Raw genomic sequence first — 24,984 nt, 5'->3', positions numbered from 1 at the left:
CGTGTCATTTGTCGCGCGAGATAACGAAACGCGCCGCTTCCCGCAAGTTTTGCGCCTTTGCGCCATAGGGGGCAAGTGCGGCCTCGGCCTCGTCGATCAGGGCGGCGGCGCGGGATTTTGCGCTCTCCAGCCCCAAAAGCGAGACGAAAGTGGCCTTGCCGGCCTGCGCATCCTTGCCGACCTGCTTGCCCACAAGTGCTGCATCGCCCTCGACATCCAGGATGTCGTCGGCGATCTGGAAGGCAAGGCCAAGCGCGCGGGCATAGGCGGCCAGCGGCGCGCGGTCGGCGCCCGCAAGGATCGCGCCCGCCTCGGCGGCGAATGAGATCAGCGCGCCGGTCTTGCCTGCTTGCAGGCGGGTGATTTCATCAAGCGTCAGCGGCGCCGCAGCCGTTTCGGCCGCGATGTCGAGCGCCTGGCCATAGACCATCCCCGCCGCGCCCGAGGCTTGCGCCAGCGCTGACACAAGGGCCACGCGGCGATCTGCCGGGCCAAGGGTCGGGTCGCAGCACAGCTCGAATGCCAGCGTTTGCAGCGCGTCTCCGGTCAGAACGGCGGTGGCCTCATCCCACTTCACATGGACGGTGGGCTGGCCCCGGCGCAGAGCGTCGTCATCCATGCAGGGCATGTCGTCATGCACCAGCGAATAGGCGTGCAGCGCCTCGACCGCAGCGGCGGCGGGCAGGGCCTGCGCCTGCGAAATACCGAAGAGCGCCGCGGATTCGAGCACGAGGAACGCGCGCAGCCGCTTGCCGCCCTGCGCGGCGTAGCCGATCGCGTCGCGCAGATCGCCTGCGGGCAGGCGCGCGACGGCCTGGTCCAGCGCATGCTGAACCGCAATCTGCACTTCGCTCAGACGTTCGGGAAACATCAAAGACCTTCGACCGGAACCGTTCCGGCGGGCTTTCCGCCTTCGCCTAGGGTGATCTTTTCGACCCGCTCCTCGGCGGCTTTCAGCAGTTCGGCGCAGCGCGCCTTCAAGGCGGCGCCGCGTTCATAAAGGGCGATCGACTGATCGAGCGGCACCTCGCCGCGCTCAAGCTGGTTCACCACCTGCTCCAGCGCCTTCATCGCCTCCTCGAAGCTCATCGCCGCGATCTCGGTCTGAGTGTCGGTCATTCGCCCGCTCCCCTGCCTTACGGAAACCCGGCGCCCAAGGCGCCCTGACCCTCCAAACCACATCGCGGCGCGCGTGTCGAGATCGGCTGGCGGCGCGCGGCGGGCGCGCGGGGAGGTGCGCAATAGAAAGGGCCGCTTGGCAAAGCCAGCGGCCCCCGAGATCTACGGAGATGGTCCGGTTAGGGTCTGGTCGATCCTCCGTCCCAGCCAGGGTTATTTGCCCTTGGGTTTGCCCTTAGGCCACGGCCCCCCTGACTGTCCCGACACCTCTCTCCACTATCACTCTAGACACTGGACCACCTCCTTTCATGCGTTGCCGATAAGGATAGGGTGGCACAGATTTTGTGTATGGCAAGAAAAATTACGCAATCTTTGGCGATAGGCGCGTGACGATTGCCTTGAAAGGCACAAGGGCGACCAAAGAAAGCGCAACTTTCACAATCCAGTCCGCAGCGGCCAAAGAGACCCAGAGCGGGGCCATCGGGCCAATGCCGACCAGCGGCACCGCCTCGTTCGCCCAGGACACATCGTTGAGCGGCTCGATGAAGGCGAATTGCGCGGCGAAGGCGATCGAAAAGAAGATCGCCGTGTCGAGCGAGGAGCCCACGATGGTCGAGACCAGCGGGGCCTCCCACCAGACGCCGCGGCGCAGACGGTCGAAGATGGCGATGTCCATCATCTGGGCGACCAAGAAGGCCGTGCCCGAGCCGATGGCGATGCGCAGCGTGACATAGGGGCCGAACTCGCCCTGGATCTGGGTGCCGATGAGCGAGCAGATGACACCGACGACAAAGCCGGCGGCCACGACGCGGCGCGCGGCGGCGGGGCCATAGACGCGGTTCATCACATCGGTGACGAGGAAGGCGAAGGGATAGGTGAAGGCGCCCCAGGTCAGCCAGTCGCCGACGAGGAATTGCACCAGGATGTTCGAGGCCACGACAATGGCGGCCATGGCAAGAATGCCGGGGAGGAAGCGGTTCATGATTTTCACCGTTTTTACATGGTAGCGGGGACATGGCCCGGAGGCTCCGGGCAGCGCGGCGCTTACGCGCTCTACCCGCTTGGGTCAAGCCATTTCAGGGCTTGAGCCGGTATTCGACCAGTTCGGTGCGCTGAAAGATCCGGAAATTGTCATCTGCGACCATCGTCAGCCGGATCGCGCCGCCGCGGTCACGCCAGACCGCGATGCCTTCGAGATTGTCATGCACCCCGGCACGGGTTTGCAGCAGAACGTCGCCGCCGGTGACGCTGTCGCCCGCGATGTCGAAGACGCGCACCCGGGTCAGGAAACCCAGCAGGCCCCAGAAGTCGCGTTCGAGCAGATAAAAGCGCCCGTCCGGCCCGAAATCCGCTCCTACCGGCAGCCAGTCGCCATCGCGCGGGATCGCGAAGGGCTGATCCCACGTGCCATCGCGATAACGCCAGACCGGGAAGGGGCGATTGAGCATCCCCGATCGCTCGGGCAGGGTATAGAGCGTGCCGTCCGGCGCAATGGCCAGTGCCTCAAGCGAGGAGTTCGACTGGAACCGCTTGAAGGCCTCGGGGCGGGGCAGGCGCTCGGCCGGACCGTCATCGCGCGGGTAGCGGGCCACGCGGTGCAGCCCCTCGAACGAGACATAGACAGATCCGTCAGGCGCCAGCGCCAGCCCCTCGGAATCGCCAGACGACTGGCCGAGGCCGTCGCCCTTGCTGTCGCGCAGCTTGACCGGGCCGGAACGCAGGTCGACGCCTACGATCCGGTCGGTCGCGTCGCGCGCGATCCGCCCGCGCCACAGCGTTGCGCGATCCGAGAGCGCGACGAAATCGCGCCCGTCATCTTCCAGTTCCAGCCCCGAGAACCCGCCGAAGGCGGCATTCGCTGTGCTCCAGGCATAGGTTTGCAGGAACTCGGCCCGCGGTGCGGGGTCCGCAGCGGTCGCGGGATGCCCCGCGAAAGCCAGGGCCAGCGCGATCAGCGCGAGGCGAGCACGTTTTTGCATTGTCCTGGCAGGTCCGACATCACGTAGGTTTTTGCGTTCTTGGGGGGCGGGCCGGTGCGCTTGGGTTTTTTCGGCGGGTTGCGCAACTCTTCCAGATAGGTCGTTACCCACCAGTTCAAGGTCTCGTCGCAGCCGTCACCGCCCTTCGACAGCTCGGCCACGGTGGGTTTTTGCCTCTCGCACGCGCTTTGGCCGGGGGGGCACTTCAGCCGCACGTGGAAATGCGAGTCGTGGCCATAGATCGGGCGGATCTTTTGCAGCCAGCTGCGATCGCCGCGCGGGGTGGAGTTGCACATCGCGATCTTCGCGGCGGCTGCGACAAAGACGCGATCGACCCGCGGGTCCGAGGCGGCGGCGCGCAGCAGCGCCATATGCTGGGCCGACCAGTTGCCATTGGTGCGGGTCTGGTCTGCGGTGCGGATCGAGACCGAACTGATCTTTTCGCGCTCGGAGCGACTGAGGTTCAGGCGCTGCGGCGGCAGCATCCAGATATCGGCATCAAGGCCGATCTGGTGACTGGCGTGGCCGCCAGTCATCGGGCCGCCGCGTGGCTGGCTGATATCGCCGATATAAAGCCCCTTCCAGCCCGGCAGGGTTGCGGCGAAGGCCGACAGATCGCTCAGGAAAGCGATCATCTCGGGTTGGCCGTAGTTGCGGTTGCGGCTCAGGCGCATGGCCTGCCAGGTGGGGCCGGTCTCGGGCAGGGCCACGAGGCCCGCAGCGCATCCGCGTGAATAGAAGCCGATCGCCGCCGCACGCTGCTGCGAGGGGGCATTCGCCGCGCCAAAGAGCTGCCGGGCCAGCGGCTCGGCCGAGGCGGCGGTGCCCGCGATCAGCGCAAGGCAAAGGGCAAGCGGGCGGGTCAGGTGGGCAAGGGTCATATCTCGGGTCATCCTGCGCTTTGGGGCTGCCGGGCGCCGTTCGGCTTGACCCAACCTAGCAGCCCAAGCCCCAGAACGAAAAGCACGATGAGCGGAGTGATGCCGAGCGCCTGATTGCCGGTAAGATGCGTCACCACCCCGATCGAGAGCGGAGCGATGAAAGCGGTGGCCTTTCCGGTCAGCGCGTAAAGGCCAAAGCTTTCGGTCATGCGGCCCGGCTCGGCCTGATGCACCATCATCGTGCGGCTGGCCGCTTGCAGCGCCCCGCCCCCCGCGCCGATCAGCCCGCCCATGACGTAGAAGGCCACGTCGGGCAGGATGCTGTCAGGCCCGACGGCCATGCCGAATACGCTCTCGCGCGAGATATAGACGACGCCGACCACGACGGCGGTCAGCAGCACGACGGTAAACAGGATCACCGCCTTCGGGCCAAAGCGATCATCGGCCTTTCCGCCAAGCCAGGCAAAGACCGCTCCGGTGATCGCGGCCAGAATACCGAAGATGCCGATCTGGGTGATGGACCAGTCCAGCACCCCTGCCGCATAGAGCCCGCCGAAGGTGTAGATGCCGTTCAGCGCATCGCGGTAGAACATCGACGACAGCAGGAAGGCAAAGAGGCTGCGGTTGCGCGGCAGGCGGCGCAGGGTTTGGCGCAACTGCGGCCAGGCCTCGCGCGCGGCGCGGGCAACCGGAACGGCGCCGGGGTGGCGCGGCTCGCGCACCCACAGGAAGAAGGGGATCATGAAGACCGCATACCAGACCGCCGTCAGCGGCCCGACGATGCGCGTATCTTCACGCGTTGCGATATCGAGGCCGAACAGCGGCGGCAGCCCGACCAATGTGCGGCCCGTGTTCGGGTTCACCTGCAACAGCACCAGCATGATGATCAGCGCGACCATCCCGCCCACATAGCCAAAGGCCCAGCCCGAGCCCGAGATCTTGCCGATCTCCTCGCGGGGCGCGAGGTCGGGCAGCATCGCATTGGTGAAGGTGGTGGCGAACTCCATCCCGATCATGCCGATGGCAAAGGAGGTCATGATCAGGATCAGACTGAAATTGCCCGGCTCGGCATACCACAGGCCCCAGGCACCAAGGACATACATCAGCGAAAAGAGCCAGATGAACGGCATCCGGCGGCCCGAGCGGTCGGCGATTGCCCCCAGAAGCGGCGAGGCGATCGCGATCAGCAGCCCTGCAAGGCCCACGCCATAGCCCCAGACCGTCTGCGCGTTCGAGCCGCTGCCCAGCAGTTCCTTCATGAAGGGGGCGAAGATGAAGGTCAGCAGCAGGGTGTTGTAGGGTTGGCTGGCCCAGTCGAAAAAGAACCAACCCCAGATCCGCTTGCGTGTGGTGATCATGCCCTGCCCCCTGCGTTGCGGCGATCAAGCCCGAAAAGCGGTGGCGGCGCAAGGGTTAGGGGCGATCACATCTGCGGTGGCCAGGGGCGCTCGTGCTCGGCGCCGATCCAGCGGTGCACCCAGCCGGGCAACTCGGGGCTGTCGGCCTTGTGCCCCATCGCCGAAAGCACCTGCATGGGCGGCACGATCCCCTCGCGCGAGGTCACGGCGCCGCGGATCAGGACATGGTTGCAGCACTCAGCGCCGCGCCACATGCTCTGCTCCATATAGACAAAGCGGTTGTCCCAGCCGACGACGCGGGTGCGCATCTCGAAGCGTTGCATCATGGTGATGCGCTTGCGGTAGCGTGTGGTGTTGCCAGCGACCACGATTCCCCAGCGATTGCGCATCAGCGCCGCGCTCAGTCCGGTGCGCTGCGCCAGCTGGATGCGGCCCAGATCGAACAGCGTCAGGATGCGCCCGTTATTGAGGTCTTTCCACGGGTCGATATCCCAAGGCCAGGCGCGATGCTGGCTGATCACCGTGTCGAGAATGTCGAGCGTCTGGCCGCGCCCCGCGACAAGGGCCTTGGCCATACGAATAACTGGATACATGCGCGCCTCCGAATCCTGCCATCGATGCCGCGTTGCAGCATGAAGGTCAACCGCTACGTCGCGGCATTTGGCCGATGCGCAAGGTTGCAACCCCCGCGCGCCTGCCTTACCTGTAATCCCGCATTGCCCGGAGGTTTCGCATGGTCACGCTGTTTCAGGCCCTCAACCTGATCCTGAATGTTGTCTGGTTCATCATGATCGCCCATATCATCATGAGCTGGCTGATCAACTTTCAGGTGCTCAACCTGCGCCAGCCGCTGGTCGCGCAGATCTGGTACGGGCTGAACAACCTGCTTGAGCCGATCTACGGGCGCATCCGCCGCTTCCTGCCCGCCACGCCGGGGCTGGACCTTGCGCCGCTGGTCGCCTTCATCGTGGTGATCATCCTGCAACGCGCGCTGATCAACAACGCGGGCTTCTTCTTCGGCTATTGATCCATGCTGGACCCGGTGACCGATCCTGCGCCCGATCCCGGCGCGCTGCTGGCCTCGGTCTTCGGGTTTCAGGCGTTCCGGCCGGGTCAGGAAGAGATTGTGCGCGCGGTTCTGGCCGGGCGCGACACGCTGGCCATCATGCCCACAGGCGGCGGCAAGTCGCTGTGCTTCCAGTTACCGGCGCTGTGCCTGCCGGGGATGACGGTCGTCATCTCGCCGCTGATCGCGCTGATGCGCGATCAGGTGCGCGCGCTGCGCGAGGCGGGGGTCGAGGCCGGTGCGCTGACCTCGGGCAATACGGAGGAAGAGACGGAGGCGGTCTTTGCCGCGATCGACGCGGGCTGCCTCAAGCTGCTCTATATCGCGCCTGAACGGTTGGCCTCGGTCGCCACGCTGGGGCTGTTGCGGCGCGCGGGCACGCGGCTGATTGCGGTCGATGAGGCGCATTGCGTCAGCCAGTGGGGCCATGATTTCCGCCCCGACTACCTACGTATAGGTGAGCTGAAGCGCGCCCTTGGCGTGCCGCTGGCCGCCTTCACGGCCACCGCCGACGAGGAAACCCGCGCCGAGATCGTCTCACGCCTGTTTGACGGCCAGGCCCCGGCGACCTTCCTGCGCGGCTTCGACCGGCCCAATATCCATCTGGCTTTCGAGCCCAAGGACCAGCCGCGCCAGCAGATCCTGCGCTTTGCCGCCGCGCGCCGGGGTCAGTCCGGCATCGTCTATTGCGCCTCGCGCGCGCGGACCGAAAGCCTTGCCAAGGCGCTCAACGAGGCCGGGCACCCCGCCTGCCACTATCACGGCGGGATGGAGGCCGAGGATCGCCGCACCGTCGAGGCCCGCTTTCAGCGCGAGGATGGGCTGATCGTGGTGGCTACGGTCGCCTTCGGCATGGGGATCGACAAGCCCGACATTCGCTGGGTCGCCCATGCCGATCTGCCCAAATCCATTGAGGGTTACTATCAAGAGATCGGCCGCGCGGGCCGCGATGGGGCCCCGGCCGAGACACTGACCCTTTATGGCCCCGACGATATCCGCTTTCGCCGCCAGCAGATCGACGAGGGCCTCGCACCGTCTGAGCGCAAGGGTGCCGATCACGCGCGCCTCAATGCGCTGCTCGGTCTGGCCGAGGCCAATTCCTGCCGCCGCCAGAAGCTGCTGGCCTATTTCGGCGAAGAGATGGCCGAGCCCTGCAGAAATTGCGATTTGTGCGAAACCCCGCCCGATCTCTTCGACGGCACTGAGGCCGTGCGCAAGGCGCTTTCGGCCGCGCTGCGCACGGGCGAAAGCTATGGCGCGGGCCACCTGATCGAGATCCTGATGGGCAACACGAACGAGCGCATCACCGCGCGCGGTCACGACAAGCTGCCCACCTTCGGCGTGGGCCGCGACATGACCCGCCCGCAATGGCAGGCGGTATTCCGGCAGATGATGGGCCACGACCTTGTGCGCCCCGATGTCGAGCGTCACGGCGCGCTGGTAATGACCGATCGCGCCCGCCCGATCCTGCGCGGCGAAGAGGGGATCACCCTGCGCCGCGACCTGATCCGCAAGGCCAAGGGTCGGCCCGTGGTCAAGGCGCTGGTCTCAGACGAGGATGCGCCGCTTCTGTCCGCGCTCAAGGCCAAGCGGCGCGCGCTGTCCGAGGCTGCGGGCCTGCCCGCCTATATGATCTTTCCCGACCGCACCCTGATCGAGATGGCCGAGGCGCGCCCTGCCAGCATCGACCAGATGGCGCGGATCAACGGGGTGGGGGCGAAGAAGCTCGACAGTTACGGTGCGGCCTTCCTTGAGGTGATCGCCGGGGCGGGGGCGGGTGACATCCACCCCGCGCGGATGAAGCTTGCCGGGCGCGAGGAGGGGGCGCTCTTCGACCGTCTCGCGCAGGCGCAGCTTGATCTGGCCCATGGCGGTCACGGCAATGATCGCTACCTGAGCTGCACGCAATCGACCCTGCGCAAGATCGCCGAGGCCAAGCCGCGCTCGCGCAGCGATCTGGCGCGGATTGCGGGCATGGGAGAGGCCAAGGTCGAGCGTTTCGCCGAGGTATTCCTGTCGCTGATCGAGGAATATCGCTAGGCCTGCACCGCCTCTTCCGGCAGGATCGGCAAGGTGCCCTCGGGCTGGCAGGCGTGGATCAGATCGGCAATCGCGCCCTTTTTCAAAGGCTTCGTCAGGTAATGATCGACCCCGGCGGCGAACAGCGGATCGCTGTCGCCCTCCATCGCATGGGCGGTCAGCGCGCAGATCGGCACATGGCCCCCGGTTTCGGCCTCAGCGGCGCGGATCGCACGGGTCGCATCGCAGCCATCCATCCCCGGCATCGAAATATCCATGAAGATCAGGTCGGGCCGCAGTGCGCGCCACTGTGCCACCGCCTCATGCCCGTTATTGGCGAAATGCACCTCGATCGTCAGATCCTTCACCATTTTCGAGAAGACGAGCTGGTTGGTCAGGTTGTCCTCGGCCGCAAGGATACGCATCCGCCGCAGCGGCGGTTGGCCCGTCCGGTTCTGCGCGCCGCGCGTGGAGGAGAGTGCCTGCAATTCCCGGTAAAGCGCTGCGCGCAGCACCGGCTTGTCGAGGCGCGCGCAGAAGCAATCCCCGGTCACCGCGTCGCGGTGGGCCGTGACCAGAAGAATGGGCGCCGTGACGCCGCGCGCCCGCAGCGTTTGGCAGATCGAGCTTTCGCTGCCGGACGGCGCATCGTCGGTCAGGATCACGTCGAACCGCCCGCCGGCCTCGATCAGCCTCAGCGCCTCCTCGACATCCTGACTTGCGCTGACGGCAAGCCCGCAGCCCTCCAGCTGCCGCGTGACGACGGCGCGGTTGACCAGCATCGGGTCGATGACCAGTGCACTGCGCAGTGCGATCGGCGGGCCGGGCGGGTTGGCGGCGTTGGGCGGCTCGGCGCGGGGCAGGGAGAGGCGAAATCCAAAGCAGGCCCCCGCGCCCAACTCGCTATCGACCCAGAGTGCGCCGCCCATCAGTTCGATCAGTTGGCGCGTGATTGCAAGGCCAAGACCGGTCCCCTCGAACTTGCGGTTCGCGGCACTGTCGACCTGGTTGAACTCGCCGAAGATATGCTCGACATGCTCGGGTGCGATGCCGATGCCGGTATCCTCGACGGTGATGTGCAGTTCATAGGCGGCGTCCTCGCCCTCGAAGCCGACGACGCGGGCAAGGACATGGCCCGAGGGGGTGAATTTCACCGCATTGCCGATCAGGTTCATCAGGATCTGCCGCATCCGCCCGGGATCGGCGATGAAGCGCGTGGGCAGGAAGAGGTCGTAATCGACCAGCAGGTTCACGCCCTTCTCGCGCGCCGAGGGTTGCAGCAGCACCATGATCTCGTGCAGGCAGCGCTCCAGATCGAAGGGCTCGGGGCGCAGCTTGATGCGCGAGGCCTCGATCTTGGAGTAATCCAGCACGTCGTTGATGATCGCCAGCAGCGCCTCGCCCGAAGAGCGGATGGTCTCTGCATAAAGCCGCTGCTCCTCGGTCAGTTCGGTCTCGGTCAGCAGTTCGGCCATGCCGACCACGCCGTTCATCGGCGTACGGATCTCGTGGCTCATATTGGCGAGGAAGGTCGATTTGGCGCGGTTCGCGGCCTCGGCGCGCAAGCGGGCCTCTTCCAGCTCGGCCTCGCGGCGGATCATGGCGGTGATGTCCTGCGACAGGCAGACCAGATCGCCGTCTTCGCCCCAGCGGTCGATCAGGCGGATGTGGCGGCCCTGCGGCGTGGTCAGCACGAAAGGGTCGATGCGCGGGCTGCGGATACGGGCCAGCATCTGCCGGTGCCAATCCTGCGGGTCGCGCCCGTTCAGTTCGACCAGACCGTTCTCGGCGATCTGTCGCAGCACCGCGTCATAGGTTGTGCCGATGCTGACGGCCTCATTGCCACGAAAGAATGACAAATATGCCTTGTTGGCGGCCACCAGCCGCAGATCGTCATCGAACAGGGCAAAGCCGTCGCGGATGGTTTCCAGAGCGTCCCACAGGCGCCGCTGCGCGCTTTGCGCAAGCGAGGTCGCCCGCGCGAGATCGAAGCGTACCTTGCTGTTTTCGCCCTTGAGAGTAGCGGCCTCGGTCAGGGCGCGTTCAAGCCCATGGCGCTGCTGCACGATCTGGTCGGAAAGCGCCCGGGCGTGATGCGACAGCTTTTCGTTCGCGGCGAACAGCTCACGCTTCTTTTGCTCCAGCAGCCGCTCGGCGGCCAGCCGGGCACGCCGTTCCTGCGCCAGTTTTTCGATGATGCTGGCACTCATCCCCGCACATCCATTCCGCTCATTGGCGCAGATTGGCAGCGGGGAATGAATTAACCCTTAAGCGGCGCGGCGGGATGACCCGCCGCGCCAGATCACTCTCAGCAGAGTTCGATCGCGATGGCGATGCCCTGACCGCCGCCGATGCACATGGTGATCAGGCCGCGCTTGCCGCCGGTGCGCTCCAGGTGATGAAGCGCCTTGACCGTCAGGATCGCACCGGTCGCGCCGATCGGGTGGCCAAGCGCGATGGCGCCGCCGTTCGGGTTGACCTTGGCCGGATCGAGGCCCAGGCCCTTGGTGACGGCCAGCGCCTGCGCGGCGAAGGCTTCGTTCGACTCGATCACGTCGAAGTCTGACACGTTCAGGCCGATCTTTTCGCACAGCTGCTGCACGGCCGGGATCGGGCCAAGGCCCATCACCTCGGGGCGCACGCCCGAAACCGTGTAGCCCAGGATCTTGGCGCGCGGCTTAAGGCCCGCAGCGGCGGCGGCCTCTTCGCGCGCCAGTACCACGGCGGCCGCACCGTCGTTGATGCCCGATGCGTTACCGGCGGTGACCGAGCCGCCCTTCTTGAACACGGCCTTCAGCCCGCCGAGCTTGTCGAGCGAGGTCGCCTTGGGGTGCTCGTCGGTGTCGAAGACCACGGTGCCCTTGCGCGAGACGATCTCGACCGGGACGATCTCATCCTTGAAGACGCCAGCGGCGATGGCTGCGGCGGCGCGGTTCTGGCTTTCCAGCGCGAAGGCGTCTTGCTCTTCACGGGTGATCTCGCATTCCGAGGCGACGTTCTCGGCGGTCACGCCCATGTGGCCGGTGCCGAAGGGGCAGGTCAGCGCGCCAACCATCATGTCGATAACGCTGGTGTCGCCCATCTTCTGGCCGAAACGGGCGGAGGGGATGATGTAGGGGGCGCGGCTCATGCACTCCGCACCGCCAGCCAGCGCGAAATCGGCATCGCCCAGCATCAGCGACTGGGTGGCCGAGACGATGGCCTGGGCGCCCGAGCCGCACAGACGGTTGACGTTCATCGCCGGGGTGCCGACCGGAACGCCAGCCTGGACCGAGGCCACGCGCGAGACATACATGTCGCGCGGTTCGGTATTGATCACATGGCCCAGCACGACCTGGCCGATCTTGTCGGCGCTGATCCCGGCGCGCTCGATCGCGGCCTTGTTGACCAGCGTGGCCAGATCGATGGGCGAAAAGCCCGCAAGGCTTCCGCCGAAAGTACCGATAGCGGTGCGCGCGCCGGAAAGGATAACGATGCCAGTCATGTAGGGTCCCCCTCGTTGGTTCGAATCGGACGTTATCGTGCGAAATCCAATTGCGCCAGTTTCCGTTAGGGAAATAACGCCCAGAAACGAGGGTCAGGCGAATATTTGCCGCGAAAAACGCCCGGTTCAGCCCGCCGCGGGGGGAACCCGCCCGCTTTCGCTCAGCAGCCAGACCTCGTCGCCTTCAATCACGACGGCCGAGACCGGCCCGCCGTAGCCCGCGCTGGTGTCGAGGTTGATGCGGTTGCCATAGTGGGTAACCTCATCAATGGCTGTATGGCCATGCACGACAAGCACCCCGTGATCGCGCCGGTCGTCAAGGAATTCCCGCCGGATCCAGAGCAGATCGTCCTCGACCTGCGCGTCCAGATCCACCCCCGGACGGACCCCGGCATGGGCGAAGAACGCCCGTTCCGTGCGCAGCCGGATCGGCAGCGCGGCCAGCCATTCGCGATGGCGAGCGGGCACCGCAGCGACTGCGTCGCGGTGCACCTGATCAAGCGGGCGGTCCTCGGCATTGGCGACGCCGTAGGATTCAAGCGTGGTGCAGCCTCCGACCCGTGGGTGCAGCCATTCGATGCCGAAGCGCAGCATCGGGTCGTGGTAATAGGGGTCGTCCAGAAAGCCCAGGAACATCCGGTCGTGATTGCCGCGCAGCACCTCCCACGGGCGCCCGTCGGCCTGTCCCTGCATCAGATAGTCGATCACCCCGGCCGAGCGCGGACCACGGTCCACCAGATCGCCGACATGCACGACGCGGGCGGCCACGTCGCCGGTCTGGCGGCGGTCGCTTTCGATCAGCGCGTGCGCCGCCTTGAGGCGGTCAAGCTGGCCGTGGATGTCACCGATGGCGTAGATGCGCATTCTCGTTCCAATGAATAGGGCCCCCCGCCGTGGCGAGGGGCCCTTGGGCATGGTGCGAACTTAGCTCAGTCGACGTTGAATTCCAGCGGTTTCACCTGCTGGAAGAGACCGGTCGCCTCGAGCTCGGCCACGATCGAGGCGTCGAGCGCGTTGTCGAGATAGGCGATGGCGATCGCCTCGCCACCCGCGGCCGAGCGGCCCAGGGTGAAGTTCGCGAGGTTCACGTCGTGGTTGCCAAGCAGCGTGCCGAGCTTGCCGATGATGCCGGGCACGTCCTTGTTGGTGGTGTAGAGCATGTGGTTGCCGACTTCGGCGTCCACGTTGATGCCCTTGATCTGGATGAAGCGCGGCTTGCCATCCGAGAACACGGTGCCCGCGATCGAACGCTCACGCGCGTCGGTGACCACGGTAACCTTGACGTAGCCGTCGAACACGCCCGACTTGTCCTGCGTGGTGGTCGAGATCTGGATGCCGCGCTCTTTCGCGATCACCGGGGCCGAGACCATGTTCACGTCGGGGTTGGCGCGCTGCATGATGCCGGCGACAACGGCGCAGTCGAGCGCCTTGAGGTTCATCTTCGACACGAGGCCATCATAGGTGATGTTGATCGCCTTGATCGGCTCATCGGTCATCTGGCCGACGAAACCGCCCAGGTATTCCGACAGCTTCACCCAGGGACCCATGACCTTGGCCTCTTCGGCGGTCATCGAGGGCATGTTGAGCGCGTTTTCGACAGCGCCGTCGAGCAGGTAGTTCGACATCTGCTCGGCGACCTGAAGGGCCACGTTCTCCTGCGCTTCGGTGGTCGCGGCGCCCAGGTGCGGGGTGCAGACCACGTTCGGCAGACCGAACAGCGGGTTTTCGGTGGCCGGCTCGACCGAGAACACGTCGAAGGCGGCGCCCGCGACATGGCCCGATTTCAGCAGGTCGGCCAGCGCCTCTTCATCAACCAGACCGCCACGGGCGCAGTTGATGATGCGCACGCCGGGTTTGGTCTTCTCGAGGTTCTCGCGCGACAGGATGTTGCGGGTCGAGTCGGTCAGCGGCACGTGCAGGGTGATGAAGTCGGCGCGCTTGAGCAGCTCTTCCAGTTCCACCTTCTCGACGCCCATCTTCTCGGCCTTTTCTTCCGACAGGAAGGGGTCGAACGCGATGACCTTCATTTTCAGGCCCTTGGCGCGATCGCACACGATGCCGCCGATGTTGCCCGCACCGATGACGCCAAGCGTCTTGGCGGTCAGCTCGACGCCCATGAACTTCGACTTTTCCCACTTGCCCGCATGGGTCGAGGCCGAGGCCTCGGGGATCTGGCGGGCCACGGCGAACATCATCGCAATGGCGTGCTCGGCGGTGGTGATCATGTTGCCGAAGGGGGTGTTCATGACGATGACACCCTTCTTGGACGCGGCTTCCTTGTCGACGTTGTCGACACCGATACCGGCGCGGCCGATCACCTTGAGGTTGGTAGCCTTTTCGAGCAGCGCTGCGGTGGCCTTGGTGGCCGAGCGGATCGCGAGACCGTCATAGTTGCCGATGATCTCGGCCAGCTTTTCCTTGTCCTTGCCGAGCTTCGGCTGGAAATCCACCTCGATCCCGCGGTCGCGGAAGATCTGCACGGCGGCGTCGGAGAGTTCGTCGGAGATGAGAACCTTGGGGGCCATTTCTGGGGCTCCTGAATCTTGATGTAATCTGGGGAAGGACGGGCGCCGCCGGGGCGCCCATCGGACTTCGCAAATCAGGCTTGCGCCGCGATTTCCGCCTCGAAGGCGTATTCGAGCCAGGGCATCAGCGCCGCGACATCCGCCGCCTCGATGGTCGAGCCGCACCAGATGCGCAGGCCCGCCGGGGCATCGCGGTAAGCGCCGATATCAAGGGCGACGTCCTCTTTCTCGAGACGCTTGGCCACGGCCTTGGCGAAGGCGGCGCCGTCCTTGATGCGCTCGTCGGTGAACTTCAGGCAGACCGAGGTGGTCGAGGCCGTCGCCGGGTCATTGGCGAGGTTCGCGATCCACGGACGGGCGGCGCAGAAATCCCACACCACTTTCGCATTGGCTTCGGCGCGTGCGACCAGCCCTTTCAGGCCGCCCACGGTTTGCGCCCATTTCATCGCCACCAGATAGTCTTCGACGCAGAGCATCGAGGGGGTGTTGATGGTCTCGCCGACGAAGATACCTTCGATCAGCTTGCCAGCCTTGGTCATGCGGAAGATCTTGGGCAGCGGCCACGCGGGCTTGTAGCTTTCCAGACGCTCGACAGCGCGGGGCGACAGGATCAGCACGCCGTGGCCACCCTCGCCACCCAGAACCTTCTGCCAGGAGAAGGTGGTGACGTCGAGCTTGTCCCAGGGCAGTTCCATGGCAAACGCGGCCGAGGTCGCGTCGCAGATGGTCAGGCCTTCGCGGTCGGCCGGGATCGCATCGCCATTGGCCACGCGCACGCCCGAGGTGGTGCCGTTCCAGGTGAAAACGACGTCGGTGTTGAAATCGACGGTCGCGAAGTCAACGATGTCGCCGTAACCGGCTTCCTTGACGGTCGCGTCGAGCTTGAGCTGCTTGACCACGTCGGTCACCCAGCCCGAACCGAACGATTCCCAGGCGCACATGGTGACAGGGCGGGCGCCCAGCAGCGACCACAGCGCCATTTCGACGGCGCCGGTGTCCGAGGCGGGAACGATGCCGATGCGGTAATCCGCGGGCACGCCCAGAATTTCGCGGGTGAGGTCGATCGCCTCTTTCAGCTTGGCCTTGCCGACAGCGGCACGGTGCGAACGGCCCAGGGGCGCGTCGGCAAGCATATCGAGGGAGAAACCGGGGATCTTCGAGCAGGGGCCCGAGGAGAAGCGCGGATTGGCCGGCCGCGCGGCCGGAGCTTGGTTAGCCATCAATGGTATCCTTCCAGATAAACGCCTCTCGTTGGGGAGAGGTGTCCCGTCGCCGCAAATACGGGGGCGCGTGATTCCGCACAAGAGGAAAATTGGCCCAATACGCCGCATCTGCACACGAAAGCGACATCGGCGTTCACTATCGGAAACTTCGCCCCACGGGCCGCGCCACCTTTGCACCGCGCCGTGTTTTGCGATAAGGCGCGGCGGACCGCGCGTCAGCGCCCGACCGGATAACCTAGCGGACCTTGCCCATGTATATCGTCACCCTGCTTGCCGACCCGAAATCCGCCAATCTTGAGCGCGTCGCCGTCGAATCGCTGCGCGATGCCTGGGCGGGGGGCGATGTGCGTTGGCTCAACCCCGGTGTGGCCGCCGAGTTTCCGATTGAGGCGATCCCGGCCAACCGCTGGTCGGTCTGGGAAGGGATGCAGGCGCTCGGCCTCGATCTGGTGGTGCAGCCTGAGGCGGGGCGGCGCAAGCAGATGCTTCTGGCCGATATGGACAGCACGATGATCCAGCAGGAATGCATCGACGAGCTGGCCGATGTGGCGGGCGTGGGCGAGCGGGTGAAAGAAATCACCGCCCGCGCGATGAATGGCGAGCTGGATTTCGAAGGCGCGCTGACCGAGCGTGTGGGCCTGCTGCGTGGCCTGCCCGAAAGCGTCATCACGCAAGTGATCGAAGAGCGCATCACTTTCATGCCGGGCGGCCATGATCTGCTGCGCACCATGAAGGCCAATGGCGCCTATTGCGCGCTCGTGTCGGGCGGGTTCACCGCCTTCACCGGCTTTGTCGCTGAGACGCTCGGCTTCGACGAGAACCGCGCCAATATCCTGATGATCGAGGATGGCAAGCTGACCGGCGTGCCCTCGCGCCCGATCCTGGGCCGCGAGGCCAAAGTGCAGGCGCTGATCGAGATCACCGAACGGCTTGGGCTGTCGCATGACGCTGTCATGGCGGTGGGTGACGGGGCGAATGACCTGGGGATGCTGAACCTTGCGGGCGCGGGCGTTGCGCTGCACGCCAAGCCCTCGGTCGCGGCGCAATGCGATATCCGCATCAACCACGGCGACCTGTCAGCGCTGCTCTACATTCAGGGCTACGCGGTCGAAGAGTTCGCCTGAAGCGCTTTGCCCGCGCGCCAGACGCGGGTCAGGTTCCAGTCGTCATCAAAGAGAACCAGATCGGCGGGCAGCCCCGGCGCGATGCGCCCGGCGCGCGCGCCGATGACCGAGGCGGGAATGGCGCTGGCCATCGCGATGGCTTGTCCGGCAGGCACCCCGGCCTGAGTGATCAGCGTGCGGATCGCCTGCGGCAGGCTGAGATCGGCCCCGGCGAGCGTTCCGTTCTCCAGCCGCAGCGCGCCATCGCGGCGCAGGATGCGCTGGCCCGCAAGGTCGAATTCGGCCAGATCGGTACCGGCGGCGGCCATCGCGTCCGACACAAGGAACATGCGCCCGTGGCGTTTGGCTGCCAGCGCCATGCGCAGGGTAGCCGGATGGACATGGATCCCATCGGCGATCAGCCCCACATCCACCGGCAGATCGAGCGCCGCGCCCACAAGGCCCGGCTCGCGCGAGCCAAGCTGCGACATGGCGTTGAACAGATGCGTGACGACGCTTGCTCCGGCATCGATCGCGGCGCGGGCCTCGTCATAGGTGCAGTCGCTGTGGCCGAGGCTGACGACGATGCCATTGCCGACCAGCCGTGCGATCTGTTCCGGCGTGACGGCGGCGGGGGCCAGCGTGATCATCAGCGCGGGCAGGCCGGTTACGGCCTCAAGCAGGACCTCGATGTCCTCTTCGGTCATCGGGCGGATATGCTGGGGCGGATGGCAGCCGGGGCGGCGCGGATCGAGGTGCGGGCCTTCGAGGTGCAGGCCCAGAAAGCCCGGCACACGCGGCACGGCAGCGATGGCCGCGGCGAGCACGGTCTGCGTCGCGGCGGCGCTGTCGGTGATCAACGTGGGCAGGATGCCGGTTGCGCCAAGCCGCGCATGGGCCTCGCAGATCGTCGCAATGCTTTGCACGCTGGCCGCACCGTCCAGCATCACCCCACCGCCACCGTTCAGTTGAAGGTCGATCAGGCCCGGGGCCAAGGTGCCGCTGATCTGCTCGCGCGGGCCGTCAGGGGCCATGTCTTCCGACACCAGAGTGGCGATTTTCCCCTGACGCAGCACCAGCGCATGATTTTCGTGCCAGCTCTCGCCGTCGAAAATCTTTGCGCCAGTCAGGATCAGGTCTGCCATGTGCTCTCCTCGCGGGCCATCAGTAGCGCGCCGTCGAGGGAAGTGCCAAGGGGCGATTGCATGGGCCAGTCCGTCAGCGCAAGTTTCGGGCCTAGGCCGCCAATCCAGACTACCGGCAGTGGAGCCTCGCGCGGTTGCAGGATCTGGATGGCCGAGCGGATCTCGGCCCGTGCCGCGTCCAGCACATGGGCGGCGGCCGGATCGGTCGCCTCGGCCGCCAGCACGCGCGGGGCAAGGGCGGCATATTCCGCAGCCGTCGCGCGCAGGCTGAAGGTCACGATGCCAGGCGCGCCGCCCAACTCGCCCGCGATCTGGGCCAGAAGCGGGGTGGGCGGAATATAGCCGTCGAGCATCCGCGTCGCGCGCATCAAGAGCGCGCGCCCGATCCAGGCGCCCGAGGCCTCGTCGCCCAAGCGCAGGCCCCAGCCGCCGATTGCGCGGATCTGCCCGTCGCTCTGGCGCGCGAAGACCGATCCCGTGCCGATGGCCGCGACGATCCCGTCCGCCGTGCCAAGCGCGCCGCGCACCGAGGTCGCGACGTCCTGAACCACGCGTGCGCGAAACGGCAGCGCGGCTTCCATGCGGGCGCCCATGCCTGAGAAATTCGACCCGGCAAGCCCCAGCACGGCGCGCACTTGGCCCGGATCGCGCCCGGCCAGTGCCTGCTCGGCCGCGCTCAGGATATTGCCGAGCGCGCCCTCGAAATCCGAGGCCATGTTTGCGGAGCCCGCGCGGCCCTCGCCCAGGATATGGCCGTCAATGTCACTTAATGCGGCGCGGCAGCCGGTGCCTCCGCCATCCATGCCCAGAAAATACATCGTCTGCCTCTCGACGTGTAACGCCTGTGTCCGCGTAGACGAATTGGCCAGACGGGAGGGGAATGCAAGATGGACTTTGAGGCTAGTCGCCCGATATGTCTGGGGCAATCCACCGAAGGGAAACCGCTTGCGCAAACCGATCCTGTTCATCGCCTTGATCGCCCTTGGCCTCGCGGGGGTGATCTGGGCGGCCGATCCCGATCCGGGCGCGCTGCGCGACCTGCTGGCGCGGCTTGAGGCATGGCGTGCCGAGCACCCCGGCGTGCTGCCGGCAGCGTTCTTCGGGGTCTATGTCGCGGTGGCCGCGGCCTCGTTGCCCTTCGCGGTCTGGATGACTTTGCTTGCCGGGGCACTGTTTGGCTTCTGGGGGGCGCTGGCGCTCGTGTCCTTCGCTTCAAGCATCGGCGCCAGCTTGGCCTTTCTGGTGGCACGCTATCTGGCGCGCGACTGGGTGCGTGCTCGCCTCGGCCCGCGTGCGGCCCGGATCGACAAGGGGCTGGCGCGCGACGGGGCGTTTTACCTGTTTTCCCTGCGGCTTATCCCGGTTGTGCCGTTCTTCGCGGTGAACCTCGCCTTTGGCCTGACGCCGATGCGCGCGGCCACGTTTTACGGCGTCAGCCAGTTGGGGATGCTGCCCGGCACGGCGGCCTTCGTCTTCGCAGGCACCCAGCTTGGCCGGATCGAGAGCCTCTCGGACGTGCTCAGCCCCGGCCTGATCGGCGCCTTCGTGCTGCTTGGCGTTCTGCCCTGGATCACGCGGCTGGTGCTGCGGCTGATCGAGGCACGCAGGCGGGCCGCGCGCTGGCCCCGGCCCGCCAGGTTCGATCGCAATCTGATCGTGATCGGTGGCGGTGCCGCAGGGCTGGTCGCGGCCTATGTCGCGGCGGCGGCCAAGGCGCGCGTCACGCTGATCGCCGAGGGGCCAATGGGGGGCGATTGCCTGAACTACGGCTGCGTGCCCTCGAAGGCGCTGATCTCGGCTGCCCGTGCGGCGGTGGCGGCGCGTGGCAACGCAGGGCTCGGTGTCGCCGGTCAGGCGCGGGTCGATTTTCCCGCTGTTATGGCCCATGTGCGCCGCGCCATCACCGCCATTGAGCCGAACGATTCCGAGGAACGCTATCGCGGCTTGGGCGTCGAGGTGCTGCGGGGCCGCGCGCGCCTTGTCGATCCCTGGACGGTCGAGGTGGACGGCCAGCGGCTGAGTGCCCGCGCCATCGTTCTGGCCACCGGCGCCGCGCCGGTTATCCCGCCGATACCCGGTATCGAAACCGCCGCGCCGCTGACCTCGGAAACCCTGTGGGAGCATCTTGCGCAGCTTGACGCCCCGCCGCGCGATCTCTTGATCCTTGGCGGTGGGGCGATGGGGTGCGAACTGGCGCAGGCGCTGGCGCGGCTTGGCGCGGGGGTGACGCTGATCGAGGCAGGCGCGATCCTTGCGCGCGAGGAGCCCGAGGCCGCAGCCCTTGTGCGCGCGGGACTTGAGGCGGACGGCGTGCGGCTGATCGAGGGGCGCGTCGTGCGTTTTGCGCCGGGCGTGGCGGTGCTGGAGGATGGCGCCGAGGTTCCCTTCGGCACGCTTTTGCTGGCGACGGGGCGGCGCGCGCGGATCGAGGGGATGGGGCTTGAGGATCTGGGCATCGCCGCTGGCCCGGTGATCGAGACTGACGACTATCTGCAAACGCTTGTCCCCGGCATCTACGCGGCGGGCGATGCGGCGGGGCCGCAGCAACTGACGAATGCCGCCGGCCATCAGGGCTGGATCGCGGCGGCGAATGCGCTGGCCGCGCCATTCTGGCGGTTCCGGGCCGAGGCAACGATTCCCCATGCGGTTTTCACCGCGCCCGAGGTCGCCCGCGTCGGTCTGAGCGTGGCCGAGGCGCAGGCGCAGGGGCTGGCCCATGACGTCACCCGCTATCCGCTGGCCGATCTCGACCGTGCGGTGACCGAAGGCGAAGGCTCTGGTTTCGTGCAGGTGCTGACGGCGAAGGGGAGCGACCGGATTCTGGGAGCCACCGTGATTGGCCCCCATGCCGCCGAGATCCTGTCCGAATTCACCCTGGCGATGCGTCACGGGCTGGGCTTGGGCAAGATCCTCTCGACGCCGCATATCTACCCGTCGTGGTCCGAGGCCGCCAAGAACGCAGCCGGTCGCTGGCGGCAGGCGCGCGTCAACCCGCGCCTCCTGGCGCTGGCCGCGCGGTTTCATGCATGGAGGCGCGGATGATCGACGCGCTGATCGCCCCGGCGCTGCGCCGGATGATGGAGCCCCCCGCCCGCGCCCTTGTGGCGGCGGGGGTGCGCGCCGATCAGGTGACGCTGGCGGGCTTTGGCCTTGGGCTTGCGGCAGTGCCGGCGCTGGCGATGCAGGCCTTCGGCGTCGCGCTGGCGCTGATCTTGCTCAACCGGCTGGCCGACGGCCTCGATGGCGCCGTCGCGCGGCTGAGGGGGGCAACCGACCGGGGTGCGTTCCTCGATATCGCGCTCGATTTCGTCTTCTACGCGCTGGTGCCCCTGGGGTTCGCGCTGGCCGATCCGCAAGTGAATGCGCTGCCCGCCGCCGTGCTGATCGCCGCTTTCGTCGGCACGGGGTCAAGCTTTCTGGCTTTCTCGACCATCGCGGCCAAGCGCGGGATGCGGGCCGAAGCCTTCCCGGCCAAGGGTATCTATTATCTGGGCGGTCTGACCGAGGGGGCGGAAACCATCGCCTTCTTCGTGCTGATCTGCCTCTGGCCTACGGCGTTCCCCGCGTTGGCCTATCTCTTCGCCGCGGCCTGCGGCGTGACCACTCTGACCCGCTGGGCCATGGGCTGGCGGGCCTTCGACAAAGGATGATCCATGCGATTTCTTGCGCTTGCACTGATGCTGGCGGCCAGCCCCGCGCTGGCGGACTGGTCCGAGACCCTGGCCGAGGCGCGGGGCCAGACGGTCTATTTCAACGCCTGGGGCGGCGATCAGCGTACCAATGATTTCATCGCTTGGGTCGGTGCGCAAACCGAGGAGCAGTTCGGCGTCAAGGTCACGCAGGTCAAGCTGTCGGACACCGCCGAGGCGGTTGCCCGTGTGCAGGCCGAGAAGGCCGCCGGGCAGAAAACGGGCGGGGCAGTAGACCTCATCTGGATCAACGGGCCGAACTTTCTGGCGATGAAAGAGGCGGGGCTGCTGCACGGCCCCTTCGTGGCTGATCTGCCCAATGCGCGGTATCTTGATCTTTCCGAAGGCGCGCCCGCGGCCACCGATTTCACCGTGCCGGTCGAGGGGATGGAGGCGCCCTGGCGGCTGGCCAAGTTTGTCTTTGCCCATGATGCCGCGCGGGTCGAGCCTCCTGCGCGCATGGCTGATTTCCCGGTTTGGGCGGCGGCGCATCCGGGGCGGCTGACGCATCCGAACCCGGCCAATTTCATGGGCGCGACCTTCCTGAAACAGGCGCTGGCCGAGCTTGCACCCGATCCCGCCGCGCTGGCCGCTCCGGTCACCGATGCAGGTTATGCCGCGCAGACTGCGCCGCTTTGGGCCTGGTATGACGCGCTGCGCCCGAACCTGTGGCGCGCGGGGCAGGCCTTCCCCGAGAATGAAAGCGTGCAGGCGCAACTTCTGGCCGATGGCGAGGTTGATATCGCCATGTTCTTCGATCCGGCCGCGCCCGCCGCGCTGATCGCCCAAGGGGTGCTGCCCGAAAGCGTGCGCGTCTTCACCCCTGAGGGCGGCACGATCGGCAATGTCTCTTTCGTGGCGATACCGTTCAACGCGGCCAATCGCGCCGGGGCCGAGGTGGTGGCAAACTTCCTGCTCGACCCGGCGACGCAGGCGCATATGCAGGATGTGAACGTTCTGGGCAGCTATTCGGTTCTTGACCCGTCCATGCTGGACGACGCGGCCCGCGCGGCTTTCGCGGCGCTGCCCTCGGCCCCCGCGCTGCCGACGCTGGAGCAGCTTGGCCCGACCCTGCCCGAGCCGCATCCAAGCTGGATGACCCGCCTGACCGCGGATTGGGCGAAGCGCTACACCCCGTGATTTGGCTGCGCGCCCTTGTCGCGATGCTGATTGGCGCGCCGGTTCTGGTGGGCGTCGGGCTGACGCTGGCCGCGGCATGGGGTGCGGATTGGACGAAGGTTCTGGCGCTGCCGGGGCTGTGGGGCGGTCTGCGGCTGACGCTGATCACCGGGATTGGCGCGACGGTGCTTTCGCTGGCGTTGTCAGTGCCGCTCGGGCTGTGGATCATGGGCCGGCCATGGGCCGCGCGCTGGCTGGCGCCGATGCTGGCGGTGCCCCATGCGGCGCTGGCGATCGGGCTTGCGTTCCTGATCGCCCCTTCGGGCTGGTTCGGGCGCGCGTTGGCGCAGGTTTTGGGCTGGGCCGTGCCGCCTGCATGGCCGCTGCCCGGCGATCCCTATGGGGCGGCACTGGTTCTGGGGCTGGTGCTGAAGGAGTTGCCGTTCCTCTTGCTGATGACGCTGGCCTCGGCCTCGCAGGTCGATGTCACGGGGCAGATGGCGGTGGGGCGCAGCCTTGGCTACGCGCCGGGGCGGGTCTGGGCGCGGGTCATCTGGCCGCAGCTTTATCCCGGCCTGAGGCTGCCGGTGTTCATCGTACTGGCCTATGGGCTGTCGGTAGTGGACATGGCGCTGATCCTTGGCCCCTCGCACCCGCCGACGCTCGCCGTGCAGATCCTGCGCCTTTATACCGCGCCCGAGATGCGGCAGGCGGAGGCCTCGGTGCTGGCCATTGGATTGGTCGCAATGACCGCCGCGCTGGCGGGCATCTGGTGGTTGGCCGAGCGTGCCTGCACGGCCTTCGGCCTTATGGCCCTGCGCCGGGGGCGGCGCGGCATCGCGCGTCGCTGGCCGGGGTCAGTTGTGATGGCCGCCCAAGGCGGGTTGTTCGTTGCAGCCATGGCGGTGCTGGCGCTCTGGAGCGTCACCGGGATCTGGCGTTTTCCAGACCTCTGGCCCGAGGGGCTGAGCCTTGCCCTCTGGGCGCGGGGCGACTGGATTGCCGTGGCGCTGCGCAGCCTCTGGCTCGGGCTGGCAAGCGTGTCTCTGGCGCTTACGCTGGCGGTCGCGGTGCTGGAGGGCGAGCATCGCGCGGGTCGCCCGTTGCGCCTTGGGGCGATTATCGTGGCGCCCTTGTTGCTACCGCAGATCGGGTTCTTGCAGGGGCTGACGACGGGGTTCTTGTGGCTCGGCCTGCCCGCCGGACCGCTCGCGGTGATCTGGGCCGAGGTGCTTTTCGTCTTTCCCTATGTGCTACTGTCGCTTGGCGGGCCGTGGCGGGCGCTCGACCCCGATCAGCTGCGCGCGGCGGCAAGCCTTGGGGCGGGGCCGTGGCGACAGCTGTGGCGGGTGCGGCTGCCGCTGCTGGCGCGGCCCATCGCGGCTGCGGCGGCGGTGGGGTTTGCCGTCTCGGTCGCGCAGTATCTGGCGGTTCTGCTGCCCGGTGCGGGGCGGGTGGCGACGCTGACGACCGAGGCGGTGGCTCTGGCCTCGGGGGCTGATCGGCGGGTGGCTGCGGTCTATGGGCTGGCGCAGGCGGTGCTGCCGCTTCTGGCCTTCGCGCTGGCGCTGGCCTTGCCTGCCTATGGCCGGGGCGGTTCAGGGGGGCGTGCGCCATGACGCTGGAGTTGCACGACCTCTGCCTGACCGCGCCCGGCGCTGCCGCGCCGCTCTTTGCGCCGCTCAGCCTGCGCATCGCGCCGGGCGAGATCGCCTGCCTGACCGGTCCGTCGGGCGTTGGCAAATCAAGCCTGATCGCCGGTATCGCGGGGCAACTGCCGCGCGGCTTCGTTCTGAGCGGACAGGTTCGCCTGAACGGGCGCGATCTGCTGGCCCTGCCGCCCGAGCGGCGCGGGGTGGGCGTGATCTTCCAGCAAGCGCTTCTGTTCCCGCATCTGTCGGTGGGCGACAATCTTGCCTTTGGCCTGTCGCCCGAGTTCCGGGGCCGCACGGCGCGGCGCGCGGCGGTGAGCGAGGCATTGGAGCGCGCAGGCCTTCCGGGCTACGGCGCACGCGATCCGGCTACGCTTTCTGGCGGGCAGAGGGCGCGTGTCGCGCTGATGCGGGCGTTGCTGGCGCAGCCGGGGGCGCTGTTGCTCGATGAACCCTTCGCCGCGCTCGACCCCGCCCTGCGCGCCGGGATGCGCGATTTCGTGGCTGAGCATTTGCGCGCGGCCGCAATTCCGGCGCTTCTGGTCAGCCATGATGCGCAAGATGCCGCCGTGGCCCGGCAAAGCCTTGCCATCGCGCCGCTCGGGGCCGGGGGCTAGCCTTG

Annotated in this window: 22 protein-coding genes; 8 read left to right on the top strand and 14 right to left on the bottom strand. The window is 67.0% G+C overall.

What is annotated here, in order from left to right; genetic code table 11:
• Positions 1-4: 4 nt before the first annotated feature.
• The 7 genes from KTQ37_RS02555 to KTQ37_RS02525 form a co-directional block, all read right to left on the bottom strand.
• A complete protein-coding gene (locus KTQ37_RS02555; RefSeq protein ID WP_218628888.1) occupies positions 5-871 on the bottom strand; it encodes a polyprenyl synthetase family protein in 867 nt (288 codons plus the stop codon).
• Positions 871-1,119: an exodeoxyribonuclease VII small subunit gene (locus KTQ37_RS02550; protein WP_218628887.1), complete on the bottom strand. Its 249-nt coding sequence runs from the start codon at positions 1,117-1,119 to the stop codon at positions 871-873. Before KTQ37_RS02550 ends, KTQ37_RS02555 begins: the two co-directional genes overlap by 1 nt.
• 361 nt (positions 1,120-1,480) lie before the next feature.
• Positions 1,481-2,101, bottom strand: a complete 621-nt coding sequence (locus KTQ37_RS02545; protein WP_218628886.1) for a queuosine precursor transporter — start codon at positions 2,099-2,101, stop codon at positions 1,481-1,483.
• A 94-nt stretch (positions 2,102-2,195) separates the two neighbouring features.
• On the bottom strand, positions 2,196-3,098 hold the full coding sequence (locus KTQ37_RS02540; protein ID WP_218628885.1) for an esterase-like activity of phytase family protein: 903 nt from the start codon (positions 3,096-3,098) through the stop codon (positions 2,196-2,198).
• Entirely contained in the window at positions 3,071-3,979 is a 909-nt protein-coding gene (mepA, locus tag KTQ37_RS02535) for a penicillin-insensitive murein endopeptidase (RefSeq protein WP_218628884.1), read from the bottom strand. The genes KTQ37_RS02540 and mepA overlap by 28 nt, the downstream gene beginning before the upstream one ends.
• A gap of 8 nt (positions 3,980-3,987) precedes the next feature.
• Positions 3,988-5,337 carry an MFS transporter gene (locus KTQ37_RS02530; RefSeq protein ID WP_218628883.1) on the bottom strand — a complete coding sequence of 450 codons (1,350 nt, stop codon included), beginning with the start codon at positions 5,335-5,337 and terminating at the stop codon, positions 3,988-3,990.
• 65 nt (positions 5,338-5,402) lie between these two features.
• Complete coding sequence (locus KTQ37_RS02525) at positions 5,403-5,930, bottom strand: acyl-CoA thioesterase (protein WP_218628882.1); 528 nt, start codon at positions 5,928-5,930, stop codon at positions 5,403-5,405.
• 140 nt (positions 5,931-6,070) lie between these two features.
• Here KTQ37_RS02525 and KTQ37_RS02520 point away from each other — a divergent pair, with 140 nt between their 5' ends.
• Positions 6,071-6,364, top strand: coding sequence for a YggT family protein (locus tag KTQ37_RS02520; protein ID WP_218628881.1), 294 nt, complete (start codon positions 6,071-6,073; stop codon positions 6,362-6,364).
• Between the two features lie 3 nt (positions 6,365-6,367).
• Entirely contained in the window at positions 6,368-8,443 is a 2,076-nt protein-coding gene (gene recQ / locus KTQ37_RS02515; RefSeq protein WP_218628880.1) for a DNA helicase RecQ, read from the top strand.
• Here the strand turns inward: recQ and KTQ37_RS02510 are convergent.
• The 5 genes from KTQ37_RS02510 to KTQ37_RS02490 all read right to left on the bottom strand — a co-directional run bounded on the left by KTQ37_RS02510 (position 8,440) and on the right by KTQ37_RS02490 (position 15,651).
• On the bottom strand, positions 8,440-10,632 hold the full coding sequence (locus KTQ37_RS02510) for a response regulator (protein WP_218628879.1): 2,193 nt from the start codon (positions 10,630-10,632) through the stop codon (positions 8,440-8,442). The two genes, recQ and KTQ37_RS02510, sit on opposite strands and share 4 nt — an antisense overlap.
• 98 nt (positions 10,633-10,730) lie before the next feature.
• Positions 10,731-11,906, bottom strand: coding sequence for an acetyl-CoA C-acyltransferase family protein (locus KTQ37_RS02505; protein WP_218628878.1), 1,176 nt, complete (start codon positions 11,904-11,906; stop codon positions 10,731-10,733).
• 126 nt (positions 11,907-12,032) lie between these two features.
• Entirely contained in the window at positions 12,033-12,770 is a 738-nt protein-coding gene (locus tag KTQ37_RS02500; RefSeq protein ID WP_218628877.1) for a metallophosphoesterase family protein, read from the bottom strand.
• Between the two features lie 65 nt (positions 12,771-12,835).
• On the bottom strand, positions 12,836-14,431 hold the full coding sequence (gene serA, locus KTQ37_RS02495) for a phosphoglycerate dehydrogenase (protein WP_218628876.1): 1,596 nt from the start codon (positions 14,429-14,431) through the stop codon (positions 12,836-12,838).
• Positions 14,432-14,505: 74 nt separating this feature from the next.
• Complete coding sequence (locus KTQ37_RS02490; protein WP_218628875.1) at positions 14,506-15,651, bottom strand: phosphoserine transaminase; 1,146 nt, start codon at positions 15,649-15,651, stop codon at positions 14,506-14,508.
• 254 nt (positions 15,652-15,905) lie between these two features.
• On the opposite strand from KTQ37_RS02490, the gene serB reads away from it, so the two are divergent.
• Positions 15,906-16,778: a phosphoserine phosphatase SerB gene (gene serB / locus KTQ37_RS02485; RefSeq protein ID WP_218628874.1), complete on the top strand. Its 873-nt coding sequence runs from the start codon at positions 15,906-15,908 to the stop codon at positions 16,776-16,778.
• On the opposite strand, the gene nagA is transcribed toward serB, so the two are convergent.
• Positions 16,754-17,902 carry an N-acetylglucosamine-6-phosphate deacetylase gene (gene nagA / locus KTQ37_RS02480; RefSeq protein ID WP_218628873.1) on the bottom strand — a complete coding sequence of 383 codons (1,149 nt, stop codon included), beginning with the start codon at positions 17,900-17,902 and terminating at the stop codon, positions 16,754-16,756. The genes serB and nagA overlap by 25 nt on opposite strands.
• Positions 17,890-18,720, bottom strand: coding sequence for a glucosamine kinase nucleotide-binding domain-containing protein (locus KTQ37_RS02475; protein ID WP_218628872.1), 831 nt, complete (start codon positions 18,718-18,720; stop codon positions 17,890-17,892). The genes nagA and KTQ37_RS02475 overlap by 13 nt, the downstream gene beginning before the upstream one ends.
• 127 nt (positions 18,721-18,847) lie before the next feature.
• On the opposite strand from KTQ37_RS02475, the gene KTQ37_RS02470 reads away from it, so the two are divergent.
• The 5 genes from KTQ37_RS02470 to KTQ37_RS02450 are packed head-to-tail and all read left to right on the top strand — an operon-like array spanning position 18,848 to position 24,979.
• The gene (locus tag KTQ37_RS02470; RefSeq protein ID WP_218628871.1) at positions 18,848-20,944 is read left to right on the top strand and encodes an FAD-dependent oxidoreductase; all 2,097 of its coding nucleotides are present in this window, start codon (positions 18,848-18,850) and stop codon (positions 20,942-20,944) included.
• The gene (locus KTQ37_RS02465; RefSeq protein ID WP_218628870.1) at positions 20,941-21,552 is read left to right on the top strand and encodes a CDP-alcohol phosphatidyltransferase family protein; all 612 of its coding nucleotides are present in this window, start codon (positions 20,941-20,943) and stop codon (positions 21,550-21,552) included. Before KTQ37_RS02470 ends, KTQ37_RS02465 begins: the two co-directional genes overlap by 4 nt.
• Before the next feature lie 3 nt (positions 21,553-21,555).
• Positions 21,556-22,731: an ABC transporter substrate-binding protein gene (locus tag KTQ37_RS02460; protein WP_218628869.1), complete on the top strand. Its 1,176-nt coding sequence runs from the start codon at positions 21,556-21,558 to the stop codon at positions 22,729-22,731.
• The gene (locus KTQ37_RS02455) at positions 22,728-24,329 is read left to right on the top strand and encodes an ABC transporter permease (RefSeq protein WP_328799683.1); all 1,602 of its coding nucleotides are present in this window, start codon (positions 22,728-22,730) and stop codon (positions 24,327-24,329) included. Before KTQ37_RS02460 ends, KTQ37_RS02455 begins: the two co-directional genes overlap by 4 nt.
• Positions 24,326-24,979 (top strand): ATP-binding cassette domain-containing protein, encoded by a 654-nt coding sequence (locus tag KTQ37_RS02450; RefSeq protein WP_218628868.1) that lies wholly within the window; start codon positions 24,326-24,328, stop codon positions 24,977-24,979. The genes KTQ37_RS02455 and KTQ37_RS02450 overlap by 4 nt, the downstream gene beginning before the upstream one ends.
• The last annotated feature ends 5 nt before the right edge of the window (positions 24,980-24,984 follow it).

This window comes from Sedimentimonas flavescens (assembly GCF_019264375.1).
Lineage (GTDB): Bacteria > Pseudomonadota > Alphaproteobacteria > Rhodobacterales > Rhodobacteraceae > Rhodobacter > Rhodobacter flavescens.
Note: the sequence above shows the minus strand (reverse complement) of the source record. Positions and strands in the feature narration are given on the sequence as shown.

Bases quoted from the DNA above. Each gene is read 5' to 3' on its own strand.
- serA (WP_218628876.1), bottom strand. From the start codon at position 14,431: ATGGCCCCCAAGGTTCTCATCTCCGACGAACTCTCCGACGCCGCCGTG.
- KTQ37_RS02475 (WP_218628872.1), bottom strand. From the start codon at position 18,720: ATGTATTTTCTGGGCATGGATGGCGGAGGCACCGGCTGCCGCGCCGCA.
- KTQ37_RS02500 (WP_218628877.1), bottom strand. From the start codon at position 12,770: ATGCGCATCTACGCCATCGGTGACATCCACGGCCAGCTTGACCGCCTC.
- serB (WP_218628874.1), top strand. From the start codon at position 15,906: ATGTATATCGTCACCCTGCTTGCCGACCCGAAATCCGCCAATCTTGAG.
- KTQ37_RS02460 (WP_218628869.1), top strand. From the start codon at position 21,556: ATGCGATTTCTTGCGCTTGCACTGATGCTGGCGGCCAGCCCCGCGCTG.
- recQ (WP_218628880.1), top strand. From the start codon at position 6,368: ATGCTGGACCCGGTGACCGATCCTGCGCCCGATCCCGGCGCGCTGCTG.
- nagA (WP_218628873.1), bottom strand. From the start codon at position 17,902: ATGGCAGACCTGATCCTGACTGGCGCAAAGATTTTCGACGGCGAGAGC.
- KTQ37_RS02510 (WP_218628879.1), bottom strand. From the start codon at position 10,632: ATGAGTGCCAGCATCATCGAAAAACTGGCGCAGGAACGGCGTGCCCGG.
- KTQ37_RS02490 (WP_218628875.1), bottom strand. From the start codon at position 15,651: ATGGCTAACCAAGCTCCGGCCGCGCGGCCGGCCAATCCGCGCTTCTCC.
- KTQ37_RS02450 (WP_218628868.1), top strand. From the start codon at position 24,326: ATGACGCTGGAGTTGCACGACCTCTGCCTGACCGCGCCCGGCGCTGCC.
- KTQ37_RS02505 (WP_218628878.1), bottom strand. From the start codon at position 11,906: ATGACTGGCATCGTTATCCTTTCCGGCGCGCGCACCGCTATCGGTACT.
- KTQ37_RS02520 (WP_218628881.1), top strand. From the start codon at position 6,071: ATGGTCACGCTGTTTCAGGCCCTCAACCTGATCCTGAATGTTGTCTGG.
- KTQ37_RS02465 (WP_218628870.1), top strand. From the start codon at position 20,941: ATGATCGACGCGCTGATCGCCCCGGCGCTGCGCCGGATGATGGAGCCC.
- mepA (WP_218628884.1), bottom strand. From the start codon at position 3,979: ATGACCCTTGCCCACCTGACCCGCCCGCTTGCCCTTTGCCTTGCGCTG.
- KTQ37_RS02525 (WP_218628882.1), bottom strand. From the start codon at position 5,930: ATGTATCCAGTTATTCGTATGGCCAAGGCCCTTGTCGCGGGGCGCGGC.
- KTQ37_RS02545 (WP_218628886.1), bottom strand. From the start codon at position 2,101: ATGAACCGCTTCCTCCCCGGCATTCTTGCCATGGCCGCCATTGTCGTG.
- KTQ37_RS02550 (WP_218628887.1), bottom strand. From the start codon at position 1,119: ATGACCGACACTCAGACCGAGATCGCGGCGATGAGCTTCGAGGAGGCG.
- KTQ37_RS02540 (WP_218628885.1), bottom strand. From the start codon at position 3,098: ATGCAAAAACGTGCTCGCCTCGCGCTGATCGCGCTGGCCCTGGCTTTC.
- KTQ37_RS02555 (WP_218628888.1), bottom strand. From the start codon at position 871: ATGTTTCCCGAACGTCTGAGCGAAGTGCAGATTGCGGTTCAGCATGCG.
- KTQ37_RS02530 (WP_218628883.1), bottom strand. From the start codon at position 5,337: ATGATCACCACACGCAAGCGGATCTGGGGTTGGTTCTTTTTCGACTGG.